At 69.6% G+C, this 20,911-nt stretch carries 21 protein-coding genes and 2 pseudogenes; 15 read left to right on the top strand and 8 right to left on the bottom strand.

The annotated features are described in order from the left end of the window. Nucleotides 1-410 precede the first annotated feature (410 nt). Nucleotides 411-2,570: a DUF8841 domain-containing protein gene (locus IEY89_RS36650; protein WP_189151874.1), complete on the top strand. Its 2,160-nt coding sequence runs from the start codon at nucleotides 411-413 to the stop codon at nucleotides 2,568-2,570. Nucleotides 2,571-2,623: 53 nt separating this feature from the next. Here the strand turns inward: IEY89_RS36650 and IEY89_RS36645 are convergent, their stop codons facing one another. After that, nucleotides 2,624-3,679 (bottom strand): hypothetical protein, encoded by a 1,056-nt coding sequence (locus IEY89_RS36645; RefSeq protein ID WP_189151873.1) that lies wholly within the window; start codon nucleotides 3,677-3,679, stop codon nucleotides 2,624-2,626. Between the two features lie 103 nt (nucleotides 3,680-3,782). On the opposite strand from IEY89_RS36645, the gene tpg reads away from it, so the two are divergent. The 6 genes from tpg to IEY89_RS36615 all read left to right on the top strand — a co-directional run bounded on the left by tpg (nucleotide 3,783) and on the right by IEY89_RS36615 (nucleotide 9,160). Then, complete coding sequence (gene tpg, locus IEY89_RS36640; protein WP_189151872.1) at nucleotides 3,783-4,352, top strand: telomere-protecting terminal protein Tpg; 570 nt, start codon at nucleotides 3,783-3,785, stop codon at nucleotides 4,350-4,352. Between the two features lie 12 nt (nucleotides 4,353-4,364). After that, entirely contained in the window at nucleotides 4,365-5,321 is a 957-nt protein-coding gene (locus tag IEY89_RS36635; RefSeq protein ID WP_189151871.1) for a hypothetical protein, read from the top strand. A gap of 100 nt (nucleotides 5,322-5,421) precedes the next feature. Further along, nucleotides 5,422-6,027, top strand: coding sequence for a helix-turn-helix domain-containing protein (locus tag IEY89_RS36630; RefSeq protein WP_229695627.1), 606 nt, complete (start codon nucleotides 5,422-5,424; stop codon nucleotides 6,025-6,027). A 23-nt stretch (nucleotides 6,028-6,050) separates the two neighbouring features. Beyond that, complete coding sequence (locus tag IEY89_RS36625; RefSeq protein WP_189151870.1) at nucleotides 6,051-8,093, top strand: hypothetical protein; 2,043 nt, start codon at nucleotides 6,051-6,053, stop codon at nucleotides 8,091-8,093. Next, nucleotides 8,093-8,806, top strand: coding sequence for a helix-turn-helix domain containing protein (locus IEY89_RS36620; RefSeq protein WP_189151869.1), 714 nt, complete (start codon nucleotides 8,093-8,095; stop codon nucleotides 8,804-8,806). The genes IEY89_RS36625 and IEY89_RS36620 overlap by 1 nt, the downstream gene beginning before the upstream one ends. Before the next feature lie 84 nt (nucleotides 8,807-8,890). Beyond that, nucleotides 8,891-9,160, top strand: coding sequence for a helix-turn-helix domain-containing protein (locus tag IEY89_RS36615; RefSeq protein ID WP_189151868.1), 270 nt, complete (start codon nucleotides 8,891-8,893; stop codon nucleotides 9,158-9,160). A gap of 23 nt (nucleotides 9,161-9,183) precedes the next feature. Here the strand turns inward: IEY89_RS36615 and IEY89_RS36610 are convergent, their stop codons facing one another. Both IEY89_RS36610 and IEY89_RS36605 read right to left on the bottom strand, forming a co-directional pair. Then, nucleotides 9,184-9,828 (bottom strand): hypothetical protein, encoded by a 645-nt coding sequence (locus IEY89_RS36610; RefSeq protein ID WP_189151867.1) that lies wholly within the window; start codon nucleotides 9,826-9,828, stop codon nucleotides 9,184-9,186. A 216-nt stretch (nucleotides 9,829-10,044) separates the two neighbouring features. Beyond that, nucleotides 10,045-11,076: a hypothetical protein gene (locus tag IEY89_RS36605; RefSeq protein WP_189151866.1), complete on the bottom strand. Its 1,032-nt coding sequence runs from the start codon at nucleotides 11,074-11,076 to the stop codon at nucleotides 10,045-10,047. Nucleotides 11,077-11,270: 194 nt separating this feature from the next. Here IEY89_RS36605 and IEY89_RS36600 point away from each other — a divergent pair, with 194 nt between their 5' ends. From IEY89_RS36600 to IEY89_RS36575, 6 genes are all read left to right on the top strand, one after another. Then, a complete protein-coding gene (locus IEY89_RS36600; protein WP_189151865.1) occupies nucleotides 11,271-11,534 on the top strand; it encodes a helix-turn-helix domain-containing protein in 264 nt (87 codons plus the stop codon). Nucleotides 11,535-11,702: 168 nt separating this feature from the next. Further along, a complete protein-coding gene (locus tag IEY89_RS36595; protein ID WP_189151864.1) occupies nucleotides 11,703-12,581 on the top strand; it encodes a DUF6083 domain-containing protein in 879 nt (292 codons plus the stop codon). After that, on the top strand, nucleotides 12,578-13,060 hold the full coding sequence (locus tag IEY89_RS36590; protein ID WP_189151863.1) for a hypothetical protein: 483 nt from the start codon (nucleotides 12,578-12,580) through the stop codon (nucleotides 13,058-13,060). The genes IEY89_RS36595 and IEY89_RS36590 overlap by 4 nt, the downstream gene beginning before the upstream one ends. Next, entirely contained in the window at nucleotides 13,057-14,604 is a 1,548-nt protein-coding gene (locus tag IEY89_RS36585; protein ID WP_189151888.1) for a UvrD-helicase domain-containing protein, read from the top strand. The genes IEY89_RS36590 and IEY89_RS36585 overlap by 4 nt, the downstream gene beginning before the upstream one ends. 210 nt (nucleotides 14,605-14,814) lie before the next feature. After that, nucleotides 14,815-15,252, top strand: a complete 438-nt coding sequence (locus tag IEY89_RS36580; protein WP_189151862.1) for a hypothetical protein — start codon at nucleotides 14,815-14,817, stop codon at nucleotides 15,250-15,252. A gap of 47 nt (nucleotides 15,253-15,299) precedes the next feature. Further along, entirely contained in the window at nucleotides 15,300-16,376 is a 1,077-nt protein-coding gene (locus IEY89_RS36575) for a ferritin-like domain-containing protein (protein WP_229695626.1), read from the top strand. On the opposite strand, the gene IEY89_RS36570 is transcribed toward IEY89_RS36575, so the two are convergent. The 3 genes from IEY89_RS36570 to IEY89_RS36560 form a co-directional block, all read right to left on the bottom strand. Next, nucleotides 16,302-16,580 carry a hypothetical protein gene (locus IEY89_RS36570; RefSeq protein ID WP_189151861.1) on the bottom strand — a complete coding sequence of 93 codons (279 nt, stop codon included), beginning with the start codon at nucleotides 16,578-16,580 and terminating at the stop codon, nucleotides 16,302-16,304. The two genes, IEY89_RS36575 and IEY89_RS36570, sit on opposite strands and share 75 nt — an antisense overlap. 117 nt (nucleotides 16,581-16,697) lie before the next feature. Continuing rightward, nucleotides 16,698-16,910 carry a hypothetical protein gene (locus IEY89_RS36565; RefSeq protein WP_050399378.1) on the bottom strand — a complete coding sequence of 71 codons (213 nt, stop codon included), beginning with the start codon at nucleotides 16,908-16,910 and terminating at the stop codon, nucleotides 16,698-16,700. A gap of 187 nt (nucleotides 16,911-17,097) precedes the next feature. Then, nucleotides 17,098-18,138 carry a glycoside hydrolase family 5 protein gene (locus tag IEY89_RS36560; RefSeq protein WP_189151860.1) on the bottom strand — a complete coding sequence of 347 codons (1,041 nt, stop codon included), beginning with the start codon at nucleotides 18,136-18,138 and terminating at the stop codon, nucleotides 17,098-17,100. 313 nt (nucleotides 18,139-18,451) lie between these two features. Here IEY89_RS36560 and IEY89_RS36555 point away from each other — a divergent pair, with 313 nt between their 5' ends. Beyond that, nucleotides 18,452-18,757 (top strand): transposase, encoded by a 306-nt coding sequence (locus tag IEY89_RS36555; protein ID WP_189151859.1) that lies wholly within the window; start codon nucleotides 18,452-18,454, stop codon nucleotides 18,755-18,757. Between the two features lie 21 nt (nucleotides 18,758-18,778). Here the strand turns inward: IEY89_RS36555 and IEY89_RS42245 are convergent. Next, nucleotides 18,779-19,260: pseudogene (locus tag IEY89_RS42245) on the bottom strand (ISAzo13 family transposase); the annotation flags it as partial. Between the two features lies 1 nt (nucleotide 19,261). Next, nucleotides 19,262-19,348, bottom strand: a pseudogene (locus IEY89_RS36550) (IS5/IS1182 family transposase); the annotation flags it as partial. Nucleotides 19,349-19,712: 364 nt separating this feature from the next. On the opposite strand from IEY89_RS36550, the gene IEY89_RS36545 reads away from it, so the two are divergent. Then, nucleotides 19,713-20,855 carry an alpha/beta fold hydrolase gene (locus IEY89_RS36545; protein ID WP_189151858.1) on the top strand — a complete coding sequence of 381 codons (1,143 nt, stop codon included), beginning with the start codon at nucleotides 19,713-19,715 and terminating at the stop codon, nucleotides 20,853-20,855. Nucleotides 20,856-20,911: the final 56 nt, after the last annotated feature.

Below are 20,911 nucleotides of genomic sequence, written 5' to 3'. Positions count from 1 at the left end.
CGAAAGCACGGACATCGCCCGTGTGATCGATCCGGGCGATGCCGATCACCGTGGCCGCCCGCCGCGCACGAGGACAGCCATACGGGTCGAACACCCTCGAACGAGCGAGCGCGCGCCACGCCCGCGCGCCGTTCGATCGCACAGGCGAACGGCCCGTTGTGCCAGGTCAACCCGCTGAGCGGAGGCCAAGAAAGGGGGGCGCTGGGCAACCCGGAGCGCGCGCCTCGCCCGATCGGAGCAGATTCCCGGCCCGCTCTCAGGCCATTTACGCAGGTCGACAGCCAACGGAACGTTCTTGCGTGTGACGCATGTGCTTTGCGGATTCCTGCATGCTGCGCTGCCAAGCGCATCTGCTTCGACCGGCAGTGCTGCATCCGAGACCAAGCACCAGCGGGGGAGCCGACCCAACCGTGGACGGACTGTTCGACTTCGACGCCATCTCAGAGCCCAAACCGACGACCGGCGGTATGCCCGCGCCGGAGCAACGGCGCAGACTGCGCCACCACTCCGGCCTCTCCCTGCACCAGATCGCCGACGCCTGCGGCGTGAGCGAGGACACCGTCCGAGCCTGGGAACAGGGCAGCACCACACCGCGCGGCAACACTGCAGCCATCTACGGCCACCTGCTGGCTGCTCTGGACGCCCGGCAGGAGAGCACCGCCGCGCCGGAACCTCCGCCCGCCCAGGCACCCGACTGGGCCGCACTGGGCGCCCTCCGGCATGAGATCCCCACCCGGGCGGCAGCCCACGCACCGTGCCGCCGCTGCCAGCAGCCCACGCAGCACCGCGTCGGCGGCCACCCCCAGCACCTGGGCACCCGCTGCCCCGCACCCGCCCCGGACGCCGGCCGGGCCCTGCAGACCTCGCCCGCCCCTGCACAGCCCGCTGCCAGAAGCCTTGTACTGCCGACGCAGCGGCCGCCGCTCGAGACCGGCCCCACGGTGCGGCTGGCCTATCCGCCGATCAAGGCCCGGGGCATGCCCGACGGACCCTCTGCTGTCCTCGAGGCCGGCCCGTCGGGACTCATCGCCCACCTCGCCGACAGCCGCACCCGGACCTGCCCCGCCGACGACCTGCACGGACTGCTGGCCTGGGCCGTGAACAGGCTCGGCGCCGCCCCCGTCCGCCGCGAAGCCCTGCCGCCCGGCCCGCTGCTGGTGCTCACCCCCACCGCCCGCGCCCGCCTGGCGCTGCCCGCCGACCTGCCCGACCTGCCCGCACGGCACCCGCGCAGCGACCACCCGCTGCTGCAGCAGGCCCGCGCGATCGGCTGGCAGGCCGACGCCGACGGCCTGGGCCCCTGGACACGGCTGCACCCCAGCACCGGCGATCCCGCCTGCGACAGCATCCACCTCGCCGTCACCGACTGGGGCGCCCTGCACCACGACGCCTGGAACCTGCCCGAACGGCTCACCCCCGGCGAACTCGCCGCCGCCCTTGGCCAGTACACCTCGCTCGTGCGCACCCCGCTGGGTCCCCCGGGCGCCTGCGGCCACCAGCTCATGCGTGACCTGCGCCCGCCCGCCCACCGCCACACCGCCACCGGCGCCCTGCTGGCCCTGGGGGTGGGCGGAGCCCTGACCAGGCCGGTCGACCCGGCCCCCTGCGAGGCCCCGCCCGGCCACCAACTGGCCAGCCACCGCGCCGAGAAGGACACCCTCGCCGACACCGACATCGACTGGTGGCGCCATCCCGCTCCCGACGAAGCCGACCGCACATACGTGGTGTGCCTGGCGGTGAACCTGTTCCACCTCGCCGGCATCAGAGAGATCCAGGTCGCCGACGGGCCGGCCCACCACGTCCACCACCGGCCCTTCGACCACAAGCGGCCCGGCAGCTGGCTAGTCGACCTCTCCGCCGTCCCCCAACACCCCCTGCTTCCCCCGGCTTTCACCGGCACGGGACCCGCCTGGCACACCACACCCGCCGTCGCCTACGCCGGGACGCGCGTGGGCACAGCACAGCTGGAACCACCCGCCGAGGGCTGGCTGCGCCCCGGCCCGACCAGCCCCTACCTGGCCCCCTGGTACGAACACCTGCGCCTGGCCCGCCTATCCGTCCTGGAACGCCTCGGGATCACCGCCACCATGGACACCCCCGACCTCCTGGCCGCCCTGGCCGCACTGCCCCAGGCCGACCCCCTGCAGCGGGCCCTGCTGCGCGCCCTGCACGCCACCGGCCAGGACGCCCTGGCCGCCCTCGCCCAGCCGCCCGCCCAGCCCGACCAGACCGCACTGACCGCCTGGCCCAGTCCGAAGGAGCCCACCTGGCGTCCCGATCTGCATGCCGCGGTCATCGCCAACGCCCGCGCCAACCTCCACCGCAAGCTCGCCCGTACATCCCGCAGCGGCTACTGGCCCCTCGCGGTCGCCGGCGGCCACATCGTGTACGCCACCCGCACCCCGCACCTGACCGAGATCACCGACACCCCCACCAGCGACTTCAGGATCGGCATCTCGCCCGGACACGTCCATCCCGTCGCGGTACGCCCCCTGCACTGGTACACGGCCCGCTGCGCCGAGGGCGTAAACCCCGCCCAACTCCTCAAAGACGCCTGCCCGTCATGGTGACCGCCCAGCCCGCCTGCGGCATTTCCTGCCCGCCCCGGGCGGCCTCCTCCGCCTCACTCCAAGGCGGTCACGGGCCGGCCCAGCCGCCAGTCAAGACACGACGCGTCCTCCAGCGCTCCTCGTTCCGGCAGCCCGTGATGCGGGTCCATCACCGGCAGGTGCCCGGCCCGGTAGCCGGGCGGCGGCGCCGGCTGGGCCAGCCGGTCCACCACCGGTGTGGTGATGCGATGCTGCAGCGTCCACTGGCGCAGCATCCGGTAGCCGCCGTGCTCCATCGGACCGGGCATGCCCAGCCGCTCGCCCACGAAGGCGATCCAGCGCTTCGAGACCCAGCCCGGCGCACCGCCTGCGAACTCCCGGCCCCAGTGCCGCTGCCGCTCGTACACGGCCATGGCCTCGGCGACGATGACGGCCTCCGGGTAGACGACCAGCGGCACCGCCCACCGCTGCCGCCCCATACCCAGCACCGCCTCCCGGCCGGCCCAGAGCGTTTCCGAGCCCATCTGGCGGCCCTGCCACCAGGCCGCGGCCACCTGCAGCGCATCGGCCAGCAGCGCCCGCGCATACGGTCCCACCCGCTGCTGCAGCCGCACCCGACGCCGATGCGCCCGCACCACCTCCTCAAGTCCGCTGAGCAGAACCTGGGACGGACCGCCGTCGGCAGTGCTGCGCAGCCACCGGCCGTGGCGCACACACACCTGCCACGGATCGCCACCCGCCAGCACCACGGGTGTCACGAGGTCGTTGTGCCGGGCCATGCACCCCGCGCACGGCTCCAGCGGCGTCCACTGCCCAGGCCAGGGCTCCACCCGCACCGACTGCCGACGCACGCGCCCCGTTGCCCCGGCGGCCAGCGTGGGCAAGGCGCGACACAATTCCTGGGGCGTGCGCCAGGCCATCACCGCCAGCCGCGCGGCGGCCTGTTCACCAAGGAACACCTCCTGCACCCACGGATCCAGCTCCCCCGGCGGCCGGTGTGCTCCCGCCTCCCGCAACACCTCTGCGACAGACAGCTCGTTGAGGTGGGCCAGCCGCCGGACAAAGGAGGCCGCCGCCTCACCCGGCACCGGCTCCACCCCCACCAGCTTCGGCACCGCCTCCGTGTCCATGACCGCCTCCCACATCCCCGGCCCGGGCCCTCCCGGCCAGCCCCTCACCGCGGACAACGACCAGCCCCGCCCCCGGTAACCCCCGGCAGGAGACCACCCCACCGTGCCGCTGCTGAACACATCCATTGCCCACGCGCTCGACCTCGCCGACGCCCGGCACTGGACACGGCAACCCCCCAAGCGCCCCGCCGCCCGCCTGCGCCACCTGCTGCGCCAGACCAGCCACAGTGATTTGGCGCCCTGCCTGTTCGCCTATCCCCACGCCCTGGCCCGGTGGGCCGAAGGCGACCTCAGCGACCTCACGCCCGCCCAGGCCACCCTCATCGAGCGCGAGATATACCGCACCTGGCAGCCGGACGTCCGCCGCCGCGCACATCAGCAGATCCTCGACCACGGAGGCTGCGTCACCGCCGAGCTCCACGCCCGTTTCGCCTACACCACCCTCAGCGGCGAATTCCACGACCCCCGCCTGCTGCGCGTGATCGAGGACCTGCCCACCCTCCACGCCCGCCATCTCTTCGACGCCCGCCACCACGACGCCGCCGAAGACGAACTGCGCCGCATCCTCGCCGACGGCATCGGCGAGGCCTACTTCTTCCGCGCCCTGCCCGCAGACCAGCAGCAGGCCGCCGTGACCATCAGCGACCTGCACCTCATCCAGTTCCACTATTGAGCAAGGAGCCCCATGACCGTCATCTACGCCTTCCAGGACCGCAGCGGACACTGGCACGGCGATCCCGACGCCCCCCTGCTCGACCCCGCCGACCAGCCCGGCCGCGGAATCCTCACCTACCAGCCCGTGCCCGGAACCCCCGAAGCGGCCAGCCCCTTCGCCGGCCAGCGGCTGACCGTCCTGTACGGCGTCACCGACCTCGAGGCCGGTCCCGTCACCTATCAACTCGACACCGGCGGTCGCTTCCTGGCCACCTGGCACATCCACACCCTCCTCGCCTCCCCGATGGGCACCGCTCCTTTGCCTGCACCGTCCGATACGCCGTCCGGCCCCCTACCAGCGCCCTGCCTGGAGTCCGCCTTCACCGAAAACGGCCACCGCTACGTCCTGACCGGCACCCGCTGCGACAACGGACAGCTCACCCTGGAACTCACCATCAGCAGCGAGCGGGGAGACATCCACGGAGAACTCTGCGGCGCCGTCACTGCGGACGACCTCGCGCCCCTGGCCCGGCTCCTGGACGCCGCCTCCCGCACCCGCGCCCCCGCCATCCCCTCGCCCCGGCAGGGCGGAGGGTGGGCACCCGCGGACAGCGCCCGGCTCGCCGCACGCTTCCGCCAGGAACGCGACTTCACCATCCTCACCGCGGAGTTCGGCCGTTCCCGCAGCGTCATCTACGAAGAACTCACACGCCAGGGACTGATCCGGACGCCCGGATCCGACCGCACCACCCCCGTCAGCCGCCCCCTCTCCGAAGCCATGCAGCAACGCCGCCAGGTCCACCGCAACACCCACACCCGCTGGAACAACGAAGAGGAACGGCAGCTGGCCCAGCGCTGCGCCGACGGAGTACTGACCCCCGAACTGAGCAACGAGTTCGGCCGCAGTGAACAGGCCATCGACGCCCGGCTGTTGAAGATCGGAGCAGTCGGACCTGCCGCTGATCAAGCCCGCCTCAACGCGCTGTGACCCCATTACAAGCTTGATCAGATATCTGATCAAGCTTGTAATGGGAGTGTAGTGCCGCTAGTGTCCTGCTGCGGCACCACACACCACCGGGGAGGCGGGCATGGCCGTGCTGCTGACCACGGGTCAGGCCGCCGCCGAACTGGGCTGCGCCATCACCACCTTGCGCCGCCTCATCCGCGCCGACGTCCTGCCCGGCCTTTCCCACCGCGGCGTCCGCGTCATGATCCCTCTCGATGTCGTCCAGGCCATCCAGCAGCGCACGTACGCCCCGCTGCACCGCTTCGATGCCCGGGAGATCGCTGTCCTGCGCGTCGACGCGGCACGCCCCGTCGACGAGGACGACCGCACATGGATCGGCTACGCCCCCCACCTCGGTGCCGGGCATCTCCTCAAGAGCCTGCGCGGCTGGTGGCGCTGTGACCCCGCCAGCATCGCCGCCGCGGGCCTGCTGCCCGTCACCCTGTCCGGCTACGTCGTCGCCGTTCTGACCGGCCTGGACACCTGGCAGCGCAACGACCAGGGCCGCTACGCCTTCCCCGACGCACGCCTGGCCGGCTACATCACCGACCTCGCCGCCCCCGCGATGGAACTGACCTCCGCCCGACACGACGACCGCGCTCTCGCCGCCCTGCTGCTCGGCACCCGCCTTCAATCCCACTCCGGCGGCGCGATCGCCTACGTCACCCCCGACACCACCGCCAGCTGACCGAGCGCCCACGAGGAACCACGATGGATGCACAGACCTACACCAGCGGCCTCGCTGAGCTGCGCACGCTGCGCGACGACATCAAAAAGACCGCGGCCGCCCTATCCCGCCTGGAAACACAACGGGACAAGACCGTCACCGCCCTGGCCGCCCACGACAAGGCCAAGGCCGAGCGGATCGCGCCCGCGGCCGGGCTCAGCATCGCCGACGTCGTCGCTTTGGCCCCCCAACTCGTCCCCCAGGACATGGACACCGCTCCTTCCCCGGCCGCCCCGGGCAACGCCGAACCGGCACAACCCAATCCCCAACCTGCCGCTCCCGCCCCGGATCCGGCGCCCCCTGCGCCGCTGCAGCAGTCGGCCGACCCCGCCACCCCCCGCGAACTGCCCGCCCTGCCCCAGGACACCGATACCGACCGCTGGTTCAACCCCACCTCGGGCCTGGCTTCCCAGTACCCCAACTTCATTCAGCAGCCCCACCCCACCGTCTTCCTGGACGCCGACACCGGGGTCCTCGTCCACCGCGACCACACCGTGCGCCTCGACCTGGGCGACCGGTCGGCCGCAGCCATCCTGACCGCCGTCTTCCATACAGTCCCCGACACCATCCAGCGCATCTACATCACTGCCGGGGCCCCCTGGCACCGCGACGCCGACCGCTACCCCTACCTCCGGGACGCTGTCGCCGCCTGGCTGAACGCGCCCACCCCCGACTGGCGCGTCGACACCGGCCGTGGTCGCGACCGGATGGCCGGACACTTCGTCCACGCCCGCAGCCCCGTCGGCCGCTACCAGCGCAACAACGGCGACCAGCACGTCGAAATCCGCAGCGTGGGGGAGTGGTTCGACCTTGAGACAACCGACCACCCCGGCATCGTCCGCGACGCCTTCCGCCTGCTGTGGGAGGAGCTGCGCCGCCACTTTCCCGACGCCGTCGTCATGGGCTCGCCCTCCCAGACCGGCCGGGACCTGTGGACCCGCACCATCCCCCGCCGGGGCAAGCACGCCGACGGTTTCCCCGTTCTGTCCGAGGAACTGCGCGGTCTGCTGCACGCCACCGCAGGACAGGGCCGCAACGAACTCCTCACCCCGCCGCGCGTCCCTGAGCGACTGCCCGCGCTGATCGAGTACGACCGCACCTTCGCCTACGCCAAACACACCTGGAAATCGCCGGTCGGTGCACCCCGCCGCGTCACGGCCAACGCCTTCGCCGCATGGTCGGCGAAAGAACAGCACGACGCCCTCTACGGCTGCAGCCACTGGCACATCCGCGTCACCGTCCCCGCTGGCTGGAACCACGTCGGCCTGCTGCCCGCTCCCGCCCCCGGCGAGCGCGCCTGGCACTATCCGGCTGCGCCCGGCGCCACCTTCACCACCTGGGCCGGCGGACCCGAAGTCCACACTGCCCTGACCAACTCCCTTGGGTCATGGAGGGTCGAGATCCTCGACGGCATCCTGTGGGAGGCAGGCAAACCCCTCGACGAATGGTCCAAGAAACTCAAGGACACCTGGACCAACCTCTCCGCCCAGGCCCACTTCCAAGGCGATGCCCAGCAGTCCCGCGCCGCCCATCTCGCCTCCCGCGCGGTGCGCTCCATCCTGCTCTACGGCATCGGCTCCTTCGCCCAGCGCCCCCGCATGGTCACCGGCACCACCCCCCGAAGTATGGAACGCGACGTACCCCCGGACGCCGAAATCGTCGGCTTCGACGACGAACTGATCACTTGGCAGAAGCCCACCGGCTTCGCCCGCGACCCCAACGCCCACCCCGAATGGTCCGCCGCCATCTGGTCCGCCGCACGCGCCGCCCTGCTCACCCAGTACCACCGCGACGACGACATCTACGCCGGAGCTCTACACACGCCGCCCGGCACCGTCGTCGCCTTCCGCACCGACGCCGTCTACCTCACTCAACCCCAGAACTGGCCCTACCGTCACCGCCCCGGCGACTACCTCCTCAAAGGCCACCTTTCCGGCCCTACCAGCGCCCCCACCAGCGAAGAAGAACTCCTCACCCTGCGTGACACCGGCCGTCAGGCCCTGAACACCGCACCAGAAGAGGCCTGATGCCGCCCCGCCGCAGAGCCGCTCCCCGGCCCGCACACAACGAAGCCGCCCAACTCGCCGACCAACTCCAGGAAGCGGGCTACACCAAGCGCGACATCGCGCGCGTCATCAACCGTGACCCCTCCCTGGTCTCGCAGTTCTACACCAAGAACAAAGGCGCAGCCTTCGTCACCGCCCTGCGCGAAGTTCTGGCCGCCGTGCAGACCGGCGGCATCACCGACCTGCCCGAACTCACCGCCATCGCCGCCCGCCACATCCAGCGGCGCACCACCACTTCCGGCGCCCGCGCCCGGGTCCGCGGCAAAGCCGTCCTGATCACCCCCACTGGCTCCGGCACCGGCCGCGTCGGCGCCCAGGCGATCGCCTCCGGCTCCGCCCGACTGCGCCCCCTGATCGCCGAAGCAGCCCGTCAAGGTCTGCGCCTGGCCTTCACCGTTCGCCTGGCCAAGACCGCCTATCTGCACTCCTCCGGCAGCCGCACCGACTCACCCGGCATCCGCCGCGACGTCATCCAGCGTGCCGACCACACCGAAGAACGCTCCTACGGCTCCGCCCAGACCGGCGGCTTCGACGCCGCCGACTTCGCCCGCCGTGTCAACGCCGCCAGCGGCGACGTCACCGCAGCTGTGCACCAATGGCTGGTGGAAACCGGACGCATCCACCCGGACGTCCACATCCTCCACCTCGAAATCCGCACCTGGCGCCCGCGCTGACCGACCCGCCACCGCACACCGGCAATCCCCCTGGCACACCGTCGTGCACACGTACCGGCGTGGGACAGCGGTAAGTTGACCATTATGGTGCTGTCGTCGGGGGAACGCGTGAGGGCTGCGATCGCCGCGCTCATGCAGTTGACGAGGGAGACACAGGCCGATCTCGCTGTGGCGCTGGAACTCAGCCAGGCGCAGGTCAGCCGCCGCCAGTCCGGCGCCGCGGCATGGCCCCTGGACGACTGCGACCGGGTGGCGGCCCACTACGCCATCGACGTACTTGATCTCCTGGCAGGCCCCACCCCCGCCTGCGAAAGCCTGCCGCCGACCCGCCGACGCACACCCCAGCGTCAGTAGCCGCACCCCTAGCGCCTCCGTGATCAGTTCGTCTCGGCTTTGTCGTCGGCCGGGGCCGCTACGGGCGTGGTCGGCTTCTGGGTGTCGGTGGTGGTGTAGTAGACGGAGCTGCCCTGCTTGGTGCGCTGGACGTGGCTCTTGGCGACGAGCCCTTCGACTGTGGTGCGTACGACGGTGGTCTTGATATTCCGGTCGGGGTGGGCCTGGCCGAGGGCGGTGGCGATCTCCGCGGCGGAGCGGGGTTCGTTCTGCGCGGTGAGGTGGCGGCGGATCAGCTCGACGAGGGTGGGCTGGGCCGCCTTCGCTGCCGGCGCCTTGGCTGCGGCCTCGGGCTTCTTGGCGGCCGGCTTCTTGACCGCGTCGCCGCCTGGCGCGGCGGCGGTCTTCTTCGCCCGCCCCCGCTTGCCCGGCCCGGGCTGCGCGGTGTTCTTCTGCCGCGGTACTGCGGGCGCTGCGGCCGGCTGGGTGGCAGTGTCCGGGCCGCCGAGCGCTTTTTGCATGTTCGTCAGCAGGGTGTGGTCGTGTTGCAGGGAGCGCAGTTGTTTCTGCAGGGCTTCGATTTCCGCGCCGATGCGGTCCTGTTCCTTGGTGTTGCGGTCAAGGTCGCCTGCCACCTGGGCCGTGTAATGGGATGTCAGTTCGGTGGTGGCGGTCTGGGTGTCAGGCATGATGTTGGCCTTTCCTCGGGGCGCGGCCGCGGGCTGAAGTTAACCCCCAGAGCGGGCGCCTGGGCTGGGCGGTGACTCCGCAGGGCTTGATTGAGTCATGGGTGGCCGCACCTGTGCAGTCTGCTCCCGTGTAGCGATAGTACGGGCGCGTGGAGCGGGTTGTTCCGCTCGGGCGATGTCCTGCGCTCAGCCGCACTTGTCGTCTATGCACCGTAGTCAATGCGTTCGATGCTCACCGGGCTGTCCGGTGGCGTGCTGTGGGGGCAGGTGCCAGAAGACTTCGTCGGTTTCGCGGTTGTGGTGCCAGGCGGTGAGTGTGCGTGATGTGGTCAGGCGGTCGAGGAGTTCGGCGCTCTGGTGGGGGGAGTGTCCGCACAGGCGGGCGAGCACCTCCATGTCGGTGCTGCCGGCGTTTTCCGAGGTGTGCGAGGCCAGGGCCAGTGCGGTCAGCTGCAGAGCCGCAGGTTGTCCGGTTGGCGATGCCAGGGGAGTGGGACGTAGGGCCCAGTGTGCGGCGCGGGCCCGGGCTCGGCTGCCCGGTTGCTGGGAGAGGACTGCCACATCCAGCAACTGTGCCTGTGTGCGCGGGTACTTGTCGGCTGTGCGGCGTAGCCAGTGCGTGTGTTCCAGCTCTTCCCATAGTTCGTTGCGGCCGTGCAGCCGCATGCCGCGCAGCAGGCCATCGGGCAGCCGGACATGGCCGTGGGTGTCGGAGCGTAGGGCGCACTGGAGGGCGAGCAGGCGGGCGGCGGGGGAGGTGAACTGGGGGAGTGCCGCTGCCAGATAGGTGAGCATCTCCCGCACACGCGTGCGTTCGGTTGGGCCGCCCGGCGGCCCGGGCCCGCGCCGGACGCGTCCGGGAGCGCTCGCGGCGAGGAGGGTGGCGGGGACAACGGCCGTGTGACTGGTGGCGGCCGCGCAGGCGGCGCAGGCGTCGGCGAGACGCCAGGTGCGGCCGCTGCGGTCGCGGGTGAGGGCGAGGAGCACCGGTCCTGCGCAGCCGCGGTGGCGGGGATGCCACTGGCAGCCGCGTGCCCTGCACTGGCAGGTACGCAGATGCCCCGGCAGTGCATCGGTGCGGGCGTGCCGGGCCAGATGGGTCAGGGCCGCGGACCGGGCGGAGGCGGCCTGCACGGGGCGGCCGTGCAGCGTGCAGCGAGGACAGGCCAGAGCCGGCCCGCCCGGCTGCGGGCGCAGCTCCACCGTCCAGATGCGCTGCACCGTGGCGTGCGTGCTGGCAAGCCGCATCGGCCCGTTGCCCTCCCATCCGAATCCGTTGCTGTCCAGGTGCCGTGGCCTCCCGGTGAGGAAGAGCGGGAGTCGGCCGCACCGTAGTGCAGATCCCTGCCCTCCCGCAGTGTCGAGCCGCCTGTCGTTCACCTGCATCGATAGTGCAGGAACCCGCACTGACAGGGCAGGGGTCTGCACCTTCGGATGGTGGGGTGACGATCTTGCCGCCCGACCCCGACCTCACTGCGCTGCGCGTGACCATGGCGCGGTTGAGGGACACGCGCGGCTGGACCTTCGACGAACTCGCCGCCCGCAGCGGCCTGGCCCGGCGCACCCTCATCGACCTCGAACACGGCCGCACCACCGGCAGCGTCACCACCTGGCACGCCCTCGCCCACGCCTTCGACGTACCGATCGACCACCTGCTGGGCCCCATCTGCGACAACCACACCCCACCCGGCACCCCGGACTCCTGACCACGCTGCCCCCGCTCGCCCACCGCTCGGCGATTCACCCGAACCGGCGAGCACGCACCGAACCTTCGTACGTCGACTGGCTTGCGTGTTCGATGCTGCTGGGCCGCCCGGGGGACACGGCCCGGTCCGTCCCCGTCATCGCGGGGTGTCGCCTGGCACGGTCCCGCCATGCACCCCAACACCCTCTCCACCGGCTGCCCCTGGGACGGCAGCCCCCGCACCACACCGACGCGCCGTCCGCTGCGCGTGGCCGCCACCAGCCCCAGCCGCCTGCTGCGCGCCGGCCAGAGCGGCCGCTGCCGCCGGTGCGGCAACCGCATCGACTTCTACCAGCGCACCGACCAGCGGCCCATCGCCCTGCACCCCGCCGAACTGACCGCCGCCCACGTCCCCGAGCCCTGCCGCTGGCACCTGAGTGGCGGCATCGCCCACCCCCACGGCGACGGCAGCGCCTGGTGCCGCATCCCGCACACGGTGCTCTGCCCGGACCGCACCCCCACCACCCGGACCGGCCCGCACCTCGAGGCGGTACGCCGCCAACTCGCCGTCCGTACCCGCCGCCTCATCGACGCGGGCGCCTTCACCCCGGCCTCGCCCGCCGTCTGCCAGCCACCCACAGCCTGCGAGCTGCCCGCAGGCAGGGATTGCCCCGCCCGGTCCGTCGTGCAACTGCTGCTGGGCCGCTACCTCGCCGAGACCCCCGTCGAGGGCATCCGGTGTGTGGCCCAGACCCGACACCGACACCGCTGCCCGGAGCCCGTGCTCGCCCCCAACGCCCCCCAAGGCCTATGGACGCTGCTCCCCGCGAGCCCGCAGCGCGGCCAACTCACCCTGCCCGCCACCCTGATGGCCGTCTACGACCTCAGCCGCCTGCCGTACACCGAGCAACTGCGCTGGCGCACCCAGCGCTGCCCTGCCCACGCCGCCCATCCGGGCGCCGCCGACCTCGCCCTCGCCGGATGGCAGGTCTTTGACCCCCTCCTCCACGCGTCACACATCCGCACCCGCCTGCCCCACGCCACGCCCGGCCACCACGGGAAGGCATGACGATGCCGCACCACGCCCTGGACATCACCCTGACCCGGCCCCTCACCTCAGCCGAACTCCACCGGGCCACCCGCACGATGCCGCTCGCCGCCAACCACGACGCCACCCACCTCCTGGCCCTGGTGCCCGCCAAAACCCCGGGAAAGGCCCTCAACCGACTGCGCCACCAGACCGGCGGACTGCTCCCCATCGACGTGATCACCACCCACTACCCCAACGCCGACGGCAAGATCGTCCTCAACGTCGCCTTCCCGCCCGCCGCCCACGCTGACCTCCAGGCCGCCGCCGACAGCGCGGGACAGCCGCTCCGCTTCTTCCTGGAGCTGGCTCTGCAGCGGGCCCTGGCCCAACGTACTGGCGAGGAGGCCGAGCGCCTCGACCGCGCAGTCCAGAACCTGCTCGCCCACACCACCGCACTCCACCTCGTGGCAGCCGTCGGCCGCGCCCTCACCCGTACCTCCGGAGCCGCGCCGTGCTGACCCCCACCGACGAACAGCAAGCCGCAGCCGACGCCTTCCACGCCGGCGACCACCTGGCCCTGCAGGCCGGTGCGGGCACCGGCAAGACCACCACCCTGGCCCAGCTCGCCCACGCCACCCGGCGCCGCGGCCGCTACCTCGCCTACAACCGGGCCATCGCCCAGGACGCCGCCGCGCGCTTCCCGCCCACCGTCACCTGCAAGACCGCCCACGCCCTCGCCTACGCCGCCATCGGCCACCAATACACCCGCCGCCTGGGCGCACCCCGCCGTCCGGCCTGGCAGACCGGACAAGCTCTCGGCATCACCAAAGGCATCCGGATCGGCGAACGCGACCTGTCACAACGAACGCTCTCCAACGCCGCCCTGCGTACGGTGGCCCGCTTCTGCCACACCGCCGACCCCGCCATCACCCGCCACCACGTCCCCCACCTTCGTGGCCTGGACGGCCGCGACCTGCACGCCCAACTCGCCGCCCACATCGTCCCCTTCGCCCGCAAAGCCTGGGCCGACCTCCAGCACCCCGACGACGGCGCGGTTCGCTTCGACCACGACCACTACCTGAAAATCTGGGCCCTCACCGCCCCGAAAATCGCCACCGACTTCCTCCTCCTCGACGAGGCCCAGGACACCAACCCCGTCGTCGAACAGATCTTCCTCGACCAACGCGACCACACCCAGCTGGTCATGGTCGGCGACTCCGCCCAGGCCATCTACGACTGGCGCGGTGCCAAAGACGTCATGACCGGCTTCGACGGCACCCAACTCGCCCTCTCCCAGTCCTTCCGCTTCGGCCCCCGCCTCGCCGACGAGGCCAACCGGTGGCTGGCCATCGCCGACGCCCCCCTCCGCCTCACCGGAACCGAGACCGTGCCCACCGAACTCGGCCCCCTCGGCCAGCCCGACGCGGTGCTGTGCCGCACCAATGTCGGAGCCATCGCCCAGGTCATGGACCTGCTGACCACCGGATACCGCGTGGCCCTGGTCGGGGGAGGAGACAGCCTGCGCGCCCTGGCCCTGGCCGCCCACGACCTGAAGGACGGCCGCCGCACCACCCATCCCGAACTCGTCCTCTTCCCCTCCTGGGGGCAACTGCAGGACTACGCCGCCCACGACCCGGCCGGCCGCGATCTGCAGCCACTCGTCGACCTCGTCGACACCCACGGCACCGACGCCATCCTCTCCGCCGTCGCCCAACTCGTCCCCGAACAACAGGCCGAGATCACCGTCTCCACCGCCCACAAAGCCAAGGGCCGAGAATGGCGCCGCGTGAGAATCGCCGACGACTTCACCCCGCCCAAGGACAGCAACCAACTGGACGACACCGGCCGCGCGGTACCCGGCCCGATCGACGACGGCGAAGCCCGCCTCGCCTACGTCGCCGTCACCCGCACCCGCCACCACCTCGACATCGGAGGCCTGTCCTGGATCGACGATCACCCAGCCGCATCCCTGACCTGCACAAAGGGGCCAGGGAACTGGCGGCGCGCCCACATTCGGACTGATGCCTCGTACAGCGTCACCGCCTCCTCTACCTTCGGCTGAGAAACGGAGGAAGCGGTGATCAGGAAACGCCAGGACATCAGCGCGCTCACTCCGCGCCATTCCGCGCAACTGAACGACAGCCGCAGCCGACGGACCTCGTTACGGAGGTCAGGCTCAAGGACGTCCTGATGGAGGTTTACGGTCAACGTGCGTACACCAGTCTTCGAACTCCATATCCGGCCCATGTTCCGCGCCACCGATCGCGACCATATGAGTGACGCGTTCGACCTCTGGGACTATGACGCCGTCGTCGCCCAAGCCGACGACATCCTCGGCCGCCTGAAAAGCAACATGCCGCCGGGCAGCCACGGCGGACTGTGGCCAGAGGAGTGGATCGAGCTCTTTACACGCTGGAAGGACGGCGCCCGCAAGCGGCTCGAACTCGGCGCGGCGACGTACACCTTCGACCAGACGGCCACCTCGGTGACCATCAAGGCAGCCGGCACCCTTCCCGCCGCGGGCAGCAAAGCCTGGCTGCAACTCGACAGCGAGACGGACACGGCGAAGACCTACGTCCTGTACGTGGAACAGCCGGACGCCCCGGTGGCAGGTACGCCAGCCGCTTTCAACGTCAAGGAGCGCTACAGCGCCACGGACACCCGCTCCGTCTTCGTCCGTGACGCGACGGGTGTCCAGCAACTGCACTGAAGCGGCCATCCGCTGTGATGCGACCGCGCGATGGGAAGGAGTCTCCCTTGACCCAAGCTCTCGCCTATGAGGGCAAGGCGATCGTCGCCTTGATGAGCCAGCCCGAACCGCAGCGAAATCAAAGGTGGTTGCAGGACGCCCTGCAACTAGCGGTCATGCTGGAGCTCGCGACCATCCCTCCGTATCTGTGCGGACTGTGGTCGATCAAGGACCCGGAGAAGGACAAGGCCGTCCACGACGCCATCTTGGCGATCGTCATGGACGAGATGTCTCACATGGGGTTGGCGTGCAACATGCTCACCACCATCGGCGGGTCCCCGCGCATCGCAGACCCCGATCTGGTTCCGAAGTATCCTGGCCCACTGCCCGGGGGAGTACGGCCCAACCTCTCCGTGTTCCTCAGCGGTCTGAGCCGCGCTTCCGTCGACATGTACTGCCAGATCGAACGGCCCGAGGACCCCGTCGCCGAATTCGAGGAACCCAGCACGTCGATCGGGGCCTTCTACAGCGCTGTCCGGCAAGCGTTCAAGCAGAACCCTGACCTGATCAAAGGCCACAGACAGGTCGAGAGGGAGATGACGAACGCCCACGGCATGGGAAACAGCCTCGTCCCGCTCTCCACACCGCAGTCCGTGGACGACGCCATCCAGGTCATCATGGAACAGGGCGAGGGAAGCCACAGCTCACCCAAGAACCGCTACTTCGGCAGGGAGGGCGAACTCGCCCACTACTACGAGTTCCGCCAGATCCTGCAGGGCAAGAAGCTGGTCGAAGTGCCGACGGCTCCCGAGGGGTGGGCCTACCAAGGCGATCCCATCGTGATGCCCGAGGCCCACCGGATGGGGCGCGTGCCCAAGGGAGGCTGGGCACAGGAGCCGATGCACCGTCCCGACGCCGAGGTGCAGGAACTCCTCACAAAATTCAACCAGCGCTACAGCGAACTGCTGCGATGGCTGGAGAAGACGTGGCAGACGGACGATCCGCAGGCAGTGAACGAAGCCTTCGAAGAAGCTGAAGCGACAATGCGGAGCCTGGCGAGTCCCGCCCGTTCACTGATGCGCCACGAGCTGCCGGACGGGAGCGGACAGACATACGGGCCCGAGTTCCTGTACATCCCAGCCTGATCGAACACGCGAAGGCTGCCGCCGAGGTACGGCCTCACGGGCGCGGGCGGAGCGGTAGTAATCGAAGCTGCTCAGGAGCAGGGTGTTGTCGTCGGCTTCGAGTCGCATGCCGGCCAGTACTGGGGCGGGTGGGTTGCCGGGGATGGCGTGCAGCGCCCACTGGGCGGTGTCGGCGACCTTGTCGGTGTCGATGGTGAGTTTCATCCGGGCCTTCGGTCTCGGGCCGGACCCTGTCGGTGCTGGGCCCGCCTGGAGCCGGCCCGGCCCGACCGTTTCGATACACGCCCTAGCTAAGCCAGACGTGTGCTGTCGATGGCACGCTCATTCCGGCGGTGACTGCTCGTACCGAGCGAGGTCGTCGTCCGTCACGAAGTAGTTCTGCCCGCTTTCAGCGTCATATAGCAGAGCACCTCGCAGAATCGGATTGGAAGCATTGAACACGTGCTTCTTGATGAGGACGCTCTCGATTCCGTACATTCCGGGGTCTTTCATCACGAGTGTGCTGCGGGTGACGAAGGTCAGTTCATCCATCATTGTGACCCCTATCTGGTTGCCATTGAGCAAAGCGCCGAGGCGCGAGGAAAGCCCGCACGGCCGGTTTCGCCAAGTTACCGGCACAGAATAGAGATGTTCGCTGCCTACGCCACCGGGCGGGCCCGACACGACAGGAACCGCTGGTTCCCCCAGTCCGGTCGTCCGTGGGGGGCGGTCGGGACGCCGTTCACGCGTAAAGGTAGCCCCTCGGGGCGGTGCCGCCATTGCCGCCGGTGCTACCTCCGCTGGCGTAGATGGTGGCCTCCTTCGCGGTGGCTGCGATGCCGTCGGTGCCGCTGAAAATGCGTTTGCCCCAGTCGGTCAGGAAGTCGGCCTTGAAGTTGTCGACCATGTCCAGGTAGCCGCCAGTGTTGCCGCTCCAGGACCAGCCCAAGTATCCCAGGCTGAGTTCCTCCGCGGTGGCCATGATCGCGTCCTCGTTGGGGTTGCCGTCGGTGTGCCAGTCGCCGAACTCACCTATCAGGATCGGCAATCCGGCGCTGACGAAGAAGTCGAGGTAGTCCCGCACCGTATCGGCGTTTTCGTAGACCCCGTACATGTGGATCGAGAAGATCGTGTTCCGGTTGGGGTCGGCGTCGAAGACCGTGTGGGCGTGGTTGCGCATGGTACCCGAATAGTCCTGGCCCCAGTTTGGGGCGTCGACCATGATGGCGTGGCGGAAGCTGGCGCCTCGCAGCTTCCCGATAGCGGCGCTGGTGTCGCAAGTCCAGCGCTCGTAATCCTTGTTGCCGTGCGGCTCGTTGCCGATGTTGATGACGACGTACTTCTCCTGGCCCTGCAGTGCTCCTCTGACCTTGATCCAGTAATCGGCGGCCTCGGAGAGCGTGGCTGCGCCGCTCACCTCGCCGTAACCGGTGGTGTCGTGCACCTCCAGCACGCAGATCAGCCGGTTCCGCTTGCACAGCCGGACGATGGTAGAGACCTCAGCGGCGCTGGTCATCGGCCAATGATGGCCGCTGGAGAGCACCACGCGGACGGTGTTGGCGTCCTTCGCCTTAATGTCGGCGAGGGAGCCTGTCTGGTCGGTGTACCAAGCGTGAGGATGGTTGACGCCGCGCATCACGAAGTCGTTGCCGTTGGCCTCGACGACGCGTCCGTTGCTGACGCGGATGCCGATGGCGGCCTCGGCCTCATCGGCGGTTCCGGACGTGGACGCCAGCGCCGTGGCCGCTTCCGTGGGCAGCAGATGGTTTGCTCGCTTCTGCATGTCCCCTCCTCAGATTTTTCTTCATGCTCTCTCTCAAGAGTGCCTCTCCTGAGCGGTGCCCGCAGGGAGGCCCTCGGGGGGCTTTCGGCGGGTTGCGGACCAGGGGACAAGCAGTTCCGAGAGTCGGCAGCCTGTGGACGGTGGCTCGGTTGCTGTGCGGAGCGGTGCCGGGGCGTTTTGCGCCGGACTCACCTGGGATGGGCGGCCCTGCGCTCCATGGCAGAGGACGGCACCATCCGCCCCATGCCTACTGGGGTGTTTGATCTTGGACACGCGAAACACTGGATTCTGAGGATCTGAGAACGGACATCTCGTGGTCACGAAGCACTACCCGCCGGAGTTCAAGGCGGATGCGGTCGCGCTGTGCCGGTCGCACCCTGAAGCGACGATCAGGCAGGTCGCGACTGACCCGGGAGTCAACCCGGAGACGTTGCGGAACTGGGTACGGGCGGCCGGGGCGAACCGGCCGAGGGAGCGTCGGACGGAGGCACCCGCGGAGCCGCCCACGCCGCTGGAGGCGGAGAACGCGGCACTGCGCAAGAAAGTCCGCGACCTGGAGGAGGAACGCGAGATCCTGCGCAGGGCGGCGAAGTATTTCCCCGGGGAGACGCACTGGTGATGAGACGTCAACTATCGGTAACTACTGCCCGACTTGAATGTAGCTTTTGTAGTCAGCGATCACGTCTTGGAGGGCGTCGATCGTGTGGGGTGGGCGGGTTCGTCGGCGCTGGGTGATGGCTGCAGTGATGTCGGGGGCGGCGGCGAAGGCCAGCAGGGGCATGGTTCGGTGTGCGTGATAACTCAAGGTGTTGCGGTCCCGGCCGAGCAGTCAGGCCGTCAGGGTAAGGGTGACGGTGTTGCGGCGGCTCAGGACGGCGGCCAGGACGTGGTGGCGGTGGTCGAGGAAGCCGAACCCGGGGTTGTATCCGCGCCGGTTGAGGCCCTTCCTCTCTCCCGCTCCGCCTCGGCCAAGACCCGGCGGCAGGGCTCGAGTTCCTCCACGAGCCGGTCGAACAGCTCGCGGGACATGCCGGTCAGGTCAGGATGCGTGAGCAGGTGGGTGGCTTCGGCCGGGATCGGCGGTGCCCTCGCACGGTCCGGCTCGGGTGGCGGTGCCATCTGACGTGCAGCCCGAGGTCGCCACGATGACGATCGCGGCCAGTACTTCGCGGTCGCCGTGCCGACGCAGGCCACCGCCCTGGGGCAAGATGCAGACGAGGTGCCGCAGTGCGATCCTGATACGGGAGTGCATCGCGAGTATTCACCTTCACGCGCGTGCATGGCCGTCGTGCTCTGCGCCGTCTACGTCAGCCCCGAGCTTGCAAAACGTACGACGCACGCCAGCAGGAGACTGCTGTACCGGAGCTTTCTACCACTCCTCAACCCGCAACTCCGCCAGACGCACTCAAAGGGACGGTTGGTTCCGGCCGAGATGCCATAGCCCTGCAGTATGGCTGGCCCGAACTGTGTGCCATCGGCCACGGCAGCACTTCGATCAGAAATACAGGGCGTGTGCGTCCCGGCCCTGAGCCTGACGCAATCGCGAAACTCAACTAAGCAACGGCAAGGTCCCTATGGCTATCAAAACGATCGACCACCTGGTCCCGCATAAGTCGACCGTCCCCGCGTCGAAGGGCCAGCAGATCGAGCTCTTCGTAAGGGAGCACGACGGCACGCCCCCGGGCCCCCCGGCGGGGCGGAAGGCCGTCCTGATGCTGCATGGCAGGAGTGTTCCTGTACTGGCGGGCTTCGACCTCCAACACAGCACCTACGGGTGGGGCGTGACGCTGGCGAAGGCCGGCTACGACGTCTTCATGATGGACCTGCAGGGGTCGGGCAAGTCGACGCGGCCTCGTATGGAGGATCCGTGCAACGTCAATCCGGCTCTGCACACCAGTCTGCTTATACCCCCACTCTCTGGCCAGAGGACGCCCAGCTACCCGTTCCAACTGAACAACTCCCAGAGCGACTGGGACGAACTGGACGCAGTAGTCGAATACATCCGGACCGAGCGGAACGTCCCGCAGGTCGCGTTCATCGGGTGGTCCGCCGCTGCGTTCCAGATGGGGCCGTACGCGATCGACAACCCCGACAAGGTCGCAAGTCTGTTCCTCGTCGCGCCCATGTTCCCGCCCGCGGGCAGGACGAGCCCGCCGCCCACGCTGCCGGCGCCGGGGTTCCCCACGCATGTGTTCACCAAGCAGGGATTTGCCGATGGGTGGAAAACCCAGGTGCACTGTGCCAGCCAGCGTGCGCCCGACATTGTCGATGCGGTGTGGAAAGCACTGATGGACGTCGATCCGATCGGCCGTAGCTGGGGGAAGATCCAGCCGTCTGGCCAGCCATTGGGTCTCAGCCGGTTCCGAAACGCGCTGTGGTGGGGCTGGAACACCGAGGCTGCGGCGCAGGACGGCGTGCTCGGCGGGAGCGTGCCCGTGCTGATCGCCTACGGGGAGTACGACACAACCGCGAACGCCACACCGGACAGTGGCGATCCTCTGCTCACCTTCTCCGTTCCCGCGCTCTACGACGCCATCACCGGCCCGCACCGGCTGCTAGTGAAGATGGCCTGTGCCGGACACCAGGTGGTCTGGGAAGGCCAGCACAAGAACCTGCACAACTTGTCAAAGCACTGGCTCAAGCACACCAAGGTCGACGGCAAGACCCAGGGCCTCTTCGACATGGCAGAGGACGGCACCATCAGCCCCATGCCTTAGACGGTGTCCTACATGGTCAGTTTGAGGAGGCGTTTGTAGCAGCAGAGAGCGGCTGC

Origin of the sequence: Streptomyces lacrimifluminis (assembly GCF_014646095.1) — a bacterium.
Taxonomy (GTDB): domain Bacteria; phylum Actinomycetota; class Actinomycetes; order Streptomycetales; family Streptomycetaceae; genus Streptomyces; species Streptomyces lacrimifluminis.
This window is presented reverse-complemented; position numbering and strand designations above follow the sequence as displayed.

What these genes read in the sequence shown, in the direction of transcription:
- IEY89_RS36645 (WP_189151873.1), bottom strand. Translation starts at nt 3,679, where the DNA reads ATGGACACGGAGGCGGTGCCGAAGCTGGTGGGGGTGGAGCCGGTGCCG.
- IEY89_RS36635 (WP_189151871.1), top strand. Translation starts at nt 4,365, where the DNA reads ATGACCGTCATCTACGCCTTCCAGGACCGCAGCGGACACTGGCACGGC.
- IEY89_RS36630 (WP_229695627.1), top strand. Translation starts at nt 5,422, where the DNA reads ATGGCCGTGCTGCTGACCACGGGTCAGGCCGCCGCCGAACTGGGCTGC.
- IEY89_RS36625 (WP_189151870.1), top strand. Translation starts at nt 6,051, where the DNA reads ATGGATGCACAGACCTACACCAGCGGCCTCGCTGAGCTGCGCACGCTG.
- IEY89_RS36620 (WP_189151869.1), top strand. Translation starts at nt 8,093, where the DNA reads ATGCCGCCCCGCCGCAGAGCCGCTCCCCGGCCCGCACACAACGAAGCC.
- IEY89_RS36615 (WP_189151868.1), top strand. Translation starts at nt 8,891, where the DNA reads ATGGTGCTGTCGTCGGGGGAACGCGTGAGGGCTGCGATCGCCGCGCTC.
- IEY89_RS36610 (WP_189151867.1), bottom strand. Translation starts at nt 9,828, where the DNA reads ATGCCTGACACCCAGACCGCCACCACCGAACTGACATCCCATTACACG.
- IEY89_RS36605 (WP_189151866.1), bottom strand. Translation starts at nt 11,076, where the DNA reads ATGCGGCTTGCCAGCACGCACGCCACGGTGCAGCGCATCTGGACGGTG.
- IEY89_RS36595 (WP_189151864.1), top strand. Translation starts at nt 11,703, where the DNA reads ATGCACCCCAACACCCTCTCCACCGGCTGCCCCTGGGACGGCAGCCCC.
- IEY89_RS36590 (WP_189151863.1), top strand. Translation starts at nt 12,578, where the DNA reads ATGACGATGCCGCACCACGCCCTGGACATCACCCTGACCCGGCCCCTC.
- IEY89_RS36580 (WP_189151862.1), top strand. Translation starts at nt 14,815, where the DNA reads ATGAGTGACGCGTTCGACCTCTGGGACTATGACGCCGTCGTCGCCCAA.
- IEY89_RS36570 (WP_189151861.1), bottom strand. Translation starts at nt 16,580, where the DNA reads ATGAAACTCACCATCGACACCGACAAGGTCGCCGACACCGCCCAGTGG.
- IEY89_RS36565 (WP_050399378.1), bottom strand. Translation starts at nt 16,910, where the DNA reads ATGATGGATGAACTGACCTTCGTCACCCGCAGCACACTCGTGATGAAA.
- IEY89_RS36560 (WP_189151860.1), bottom strand. Translation starts at nt 18,138, where the DNA reads ATGCAGAAGCGAGCAAACCATCTGCTGCCCACGGAAGCGGCCACGGCG.
- IEY89_RS36545 (WP_189151858.1), top strand. Translation starts at nt 19,713, where the DNA reads ATGGCTATCAAAACGATCGACCACCTGGTCCCGCATAAGTCGACCGTC.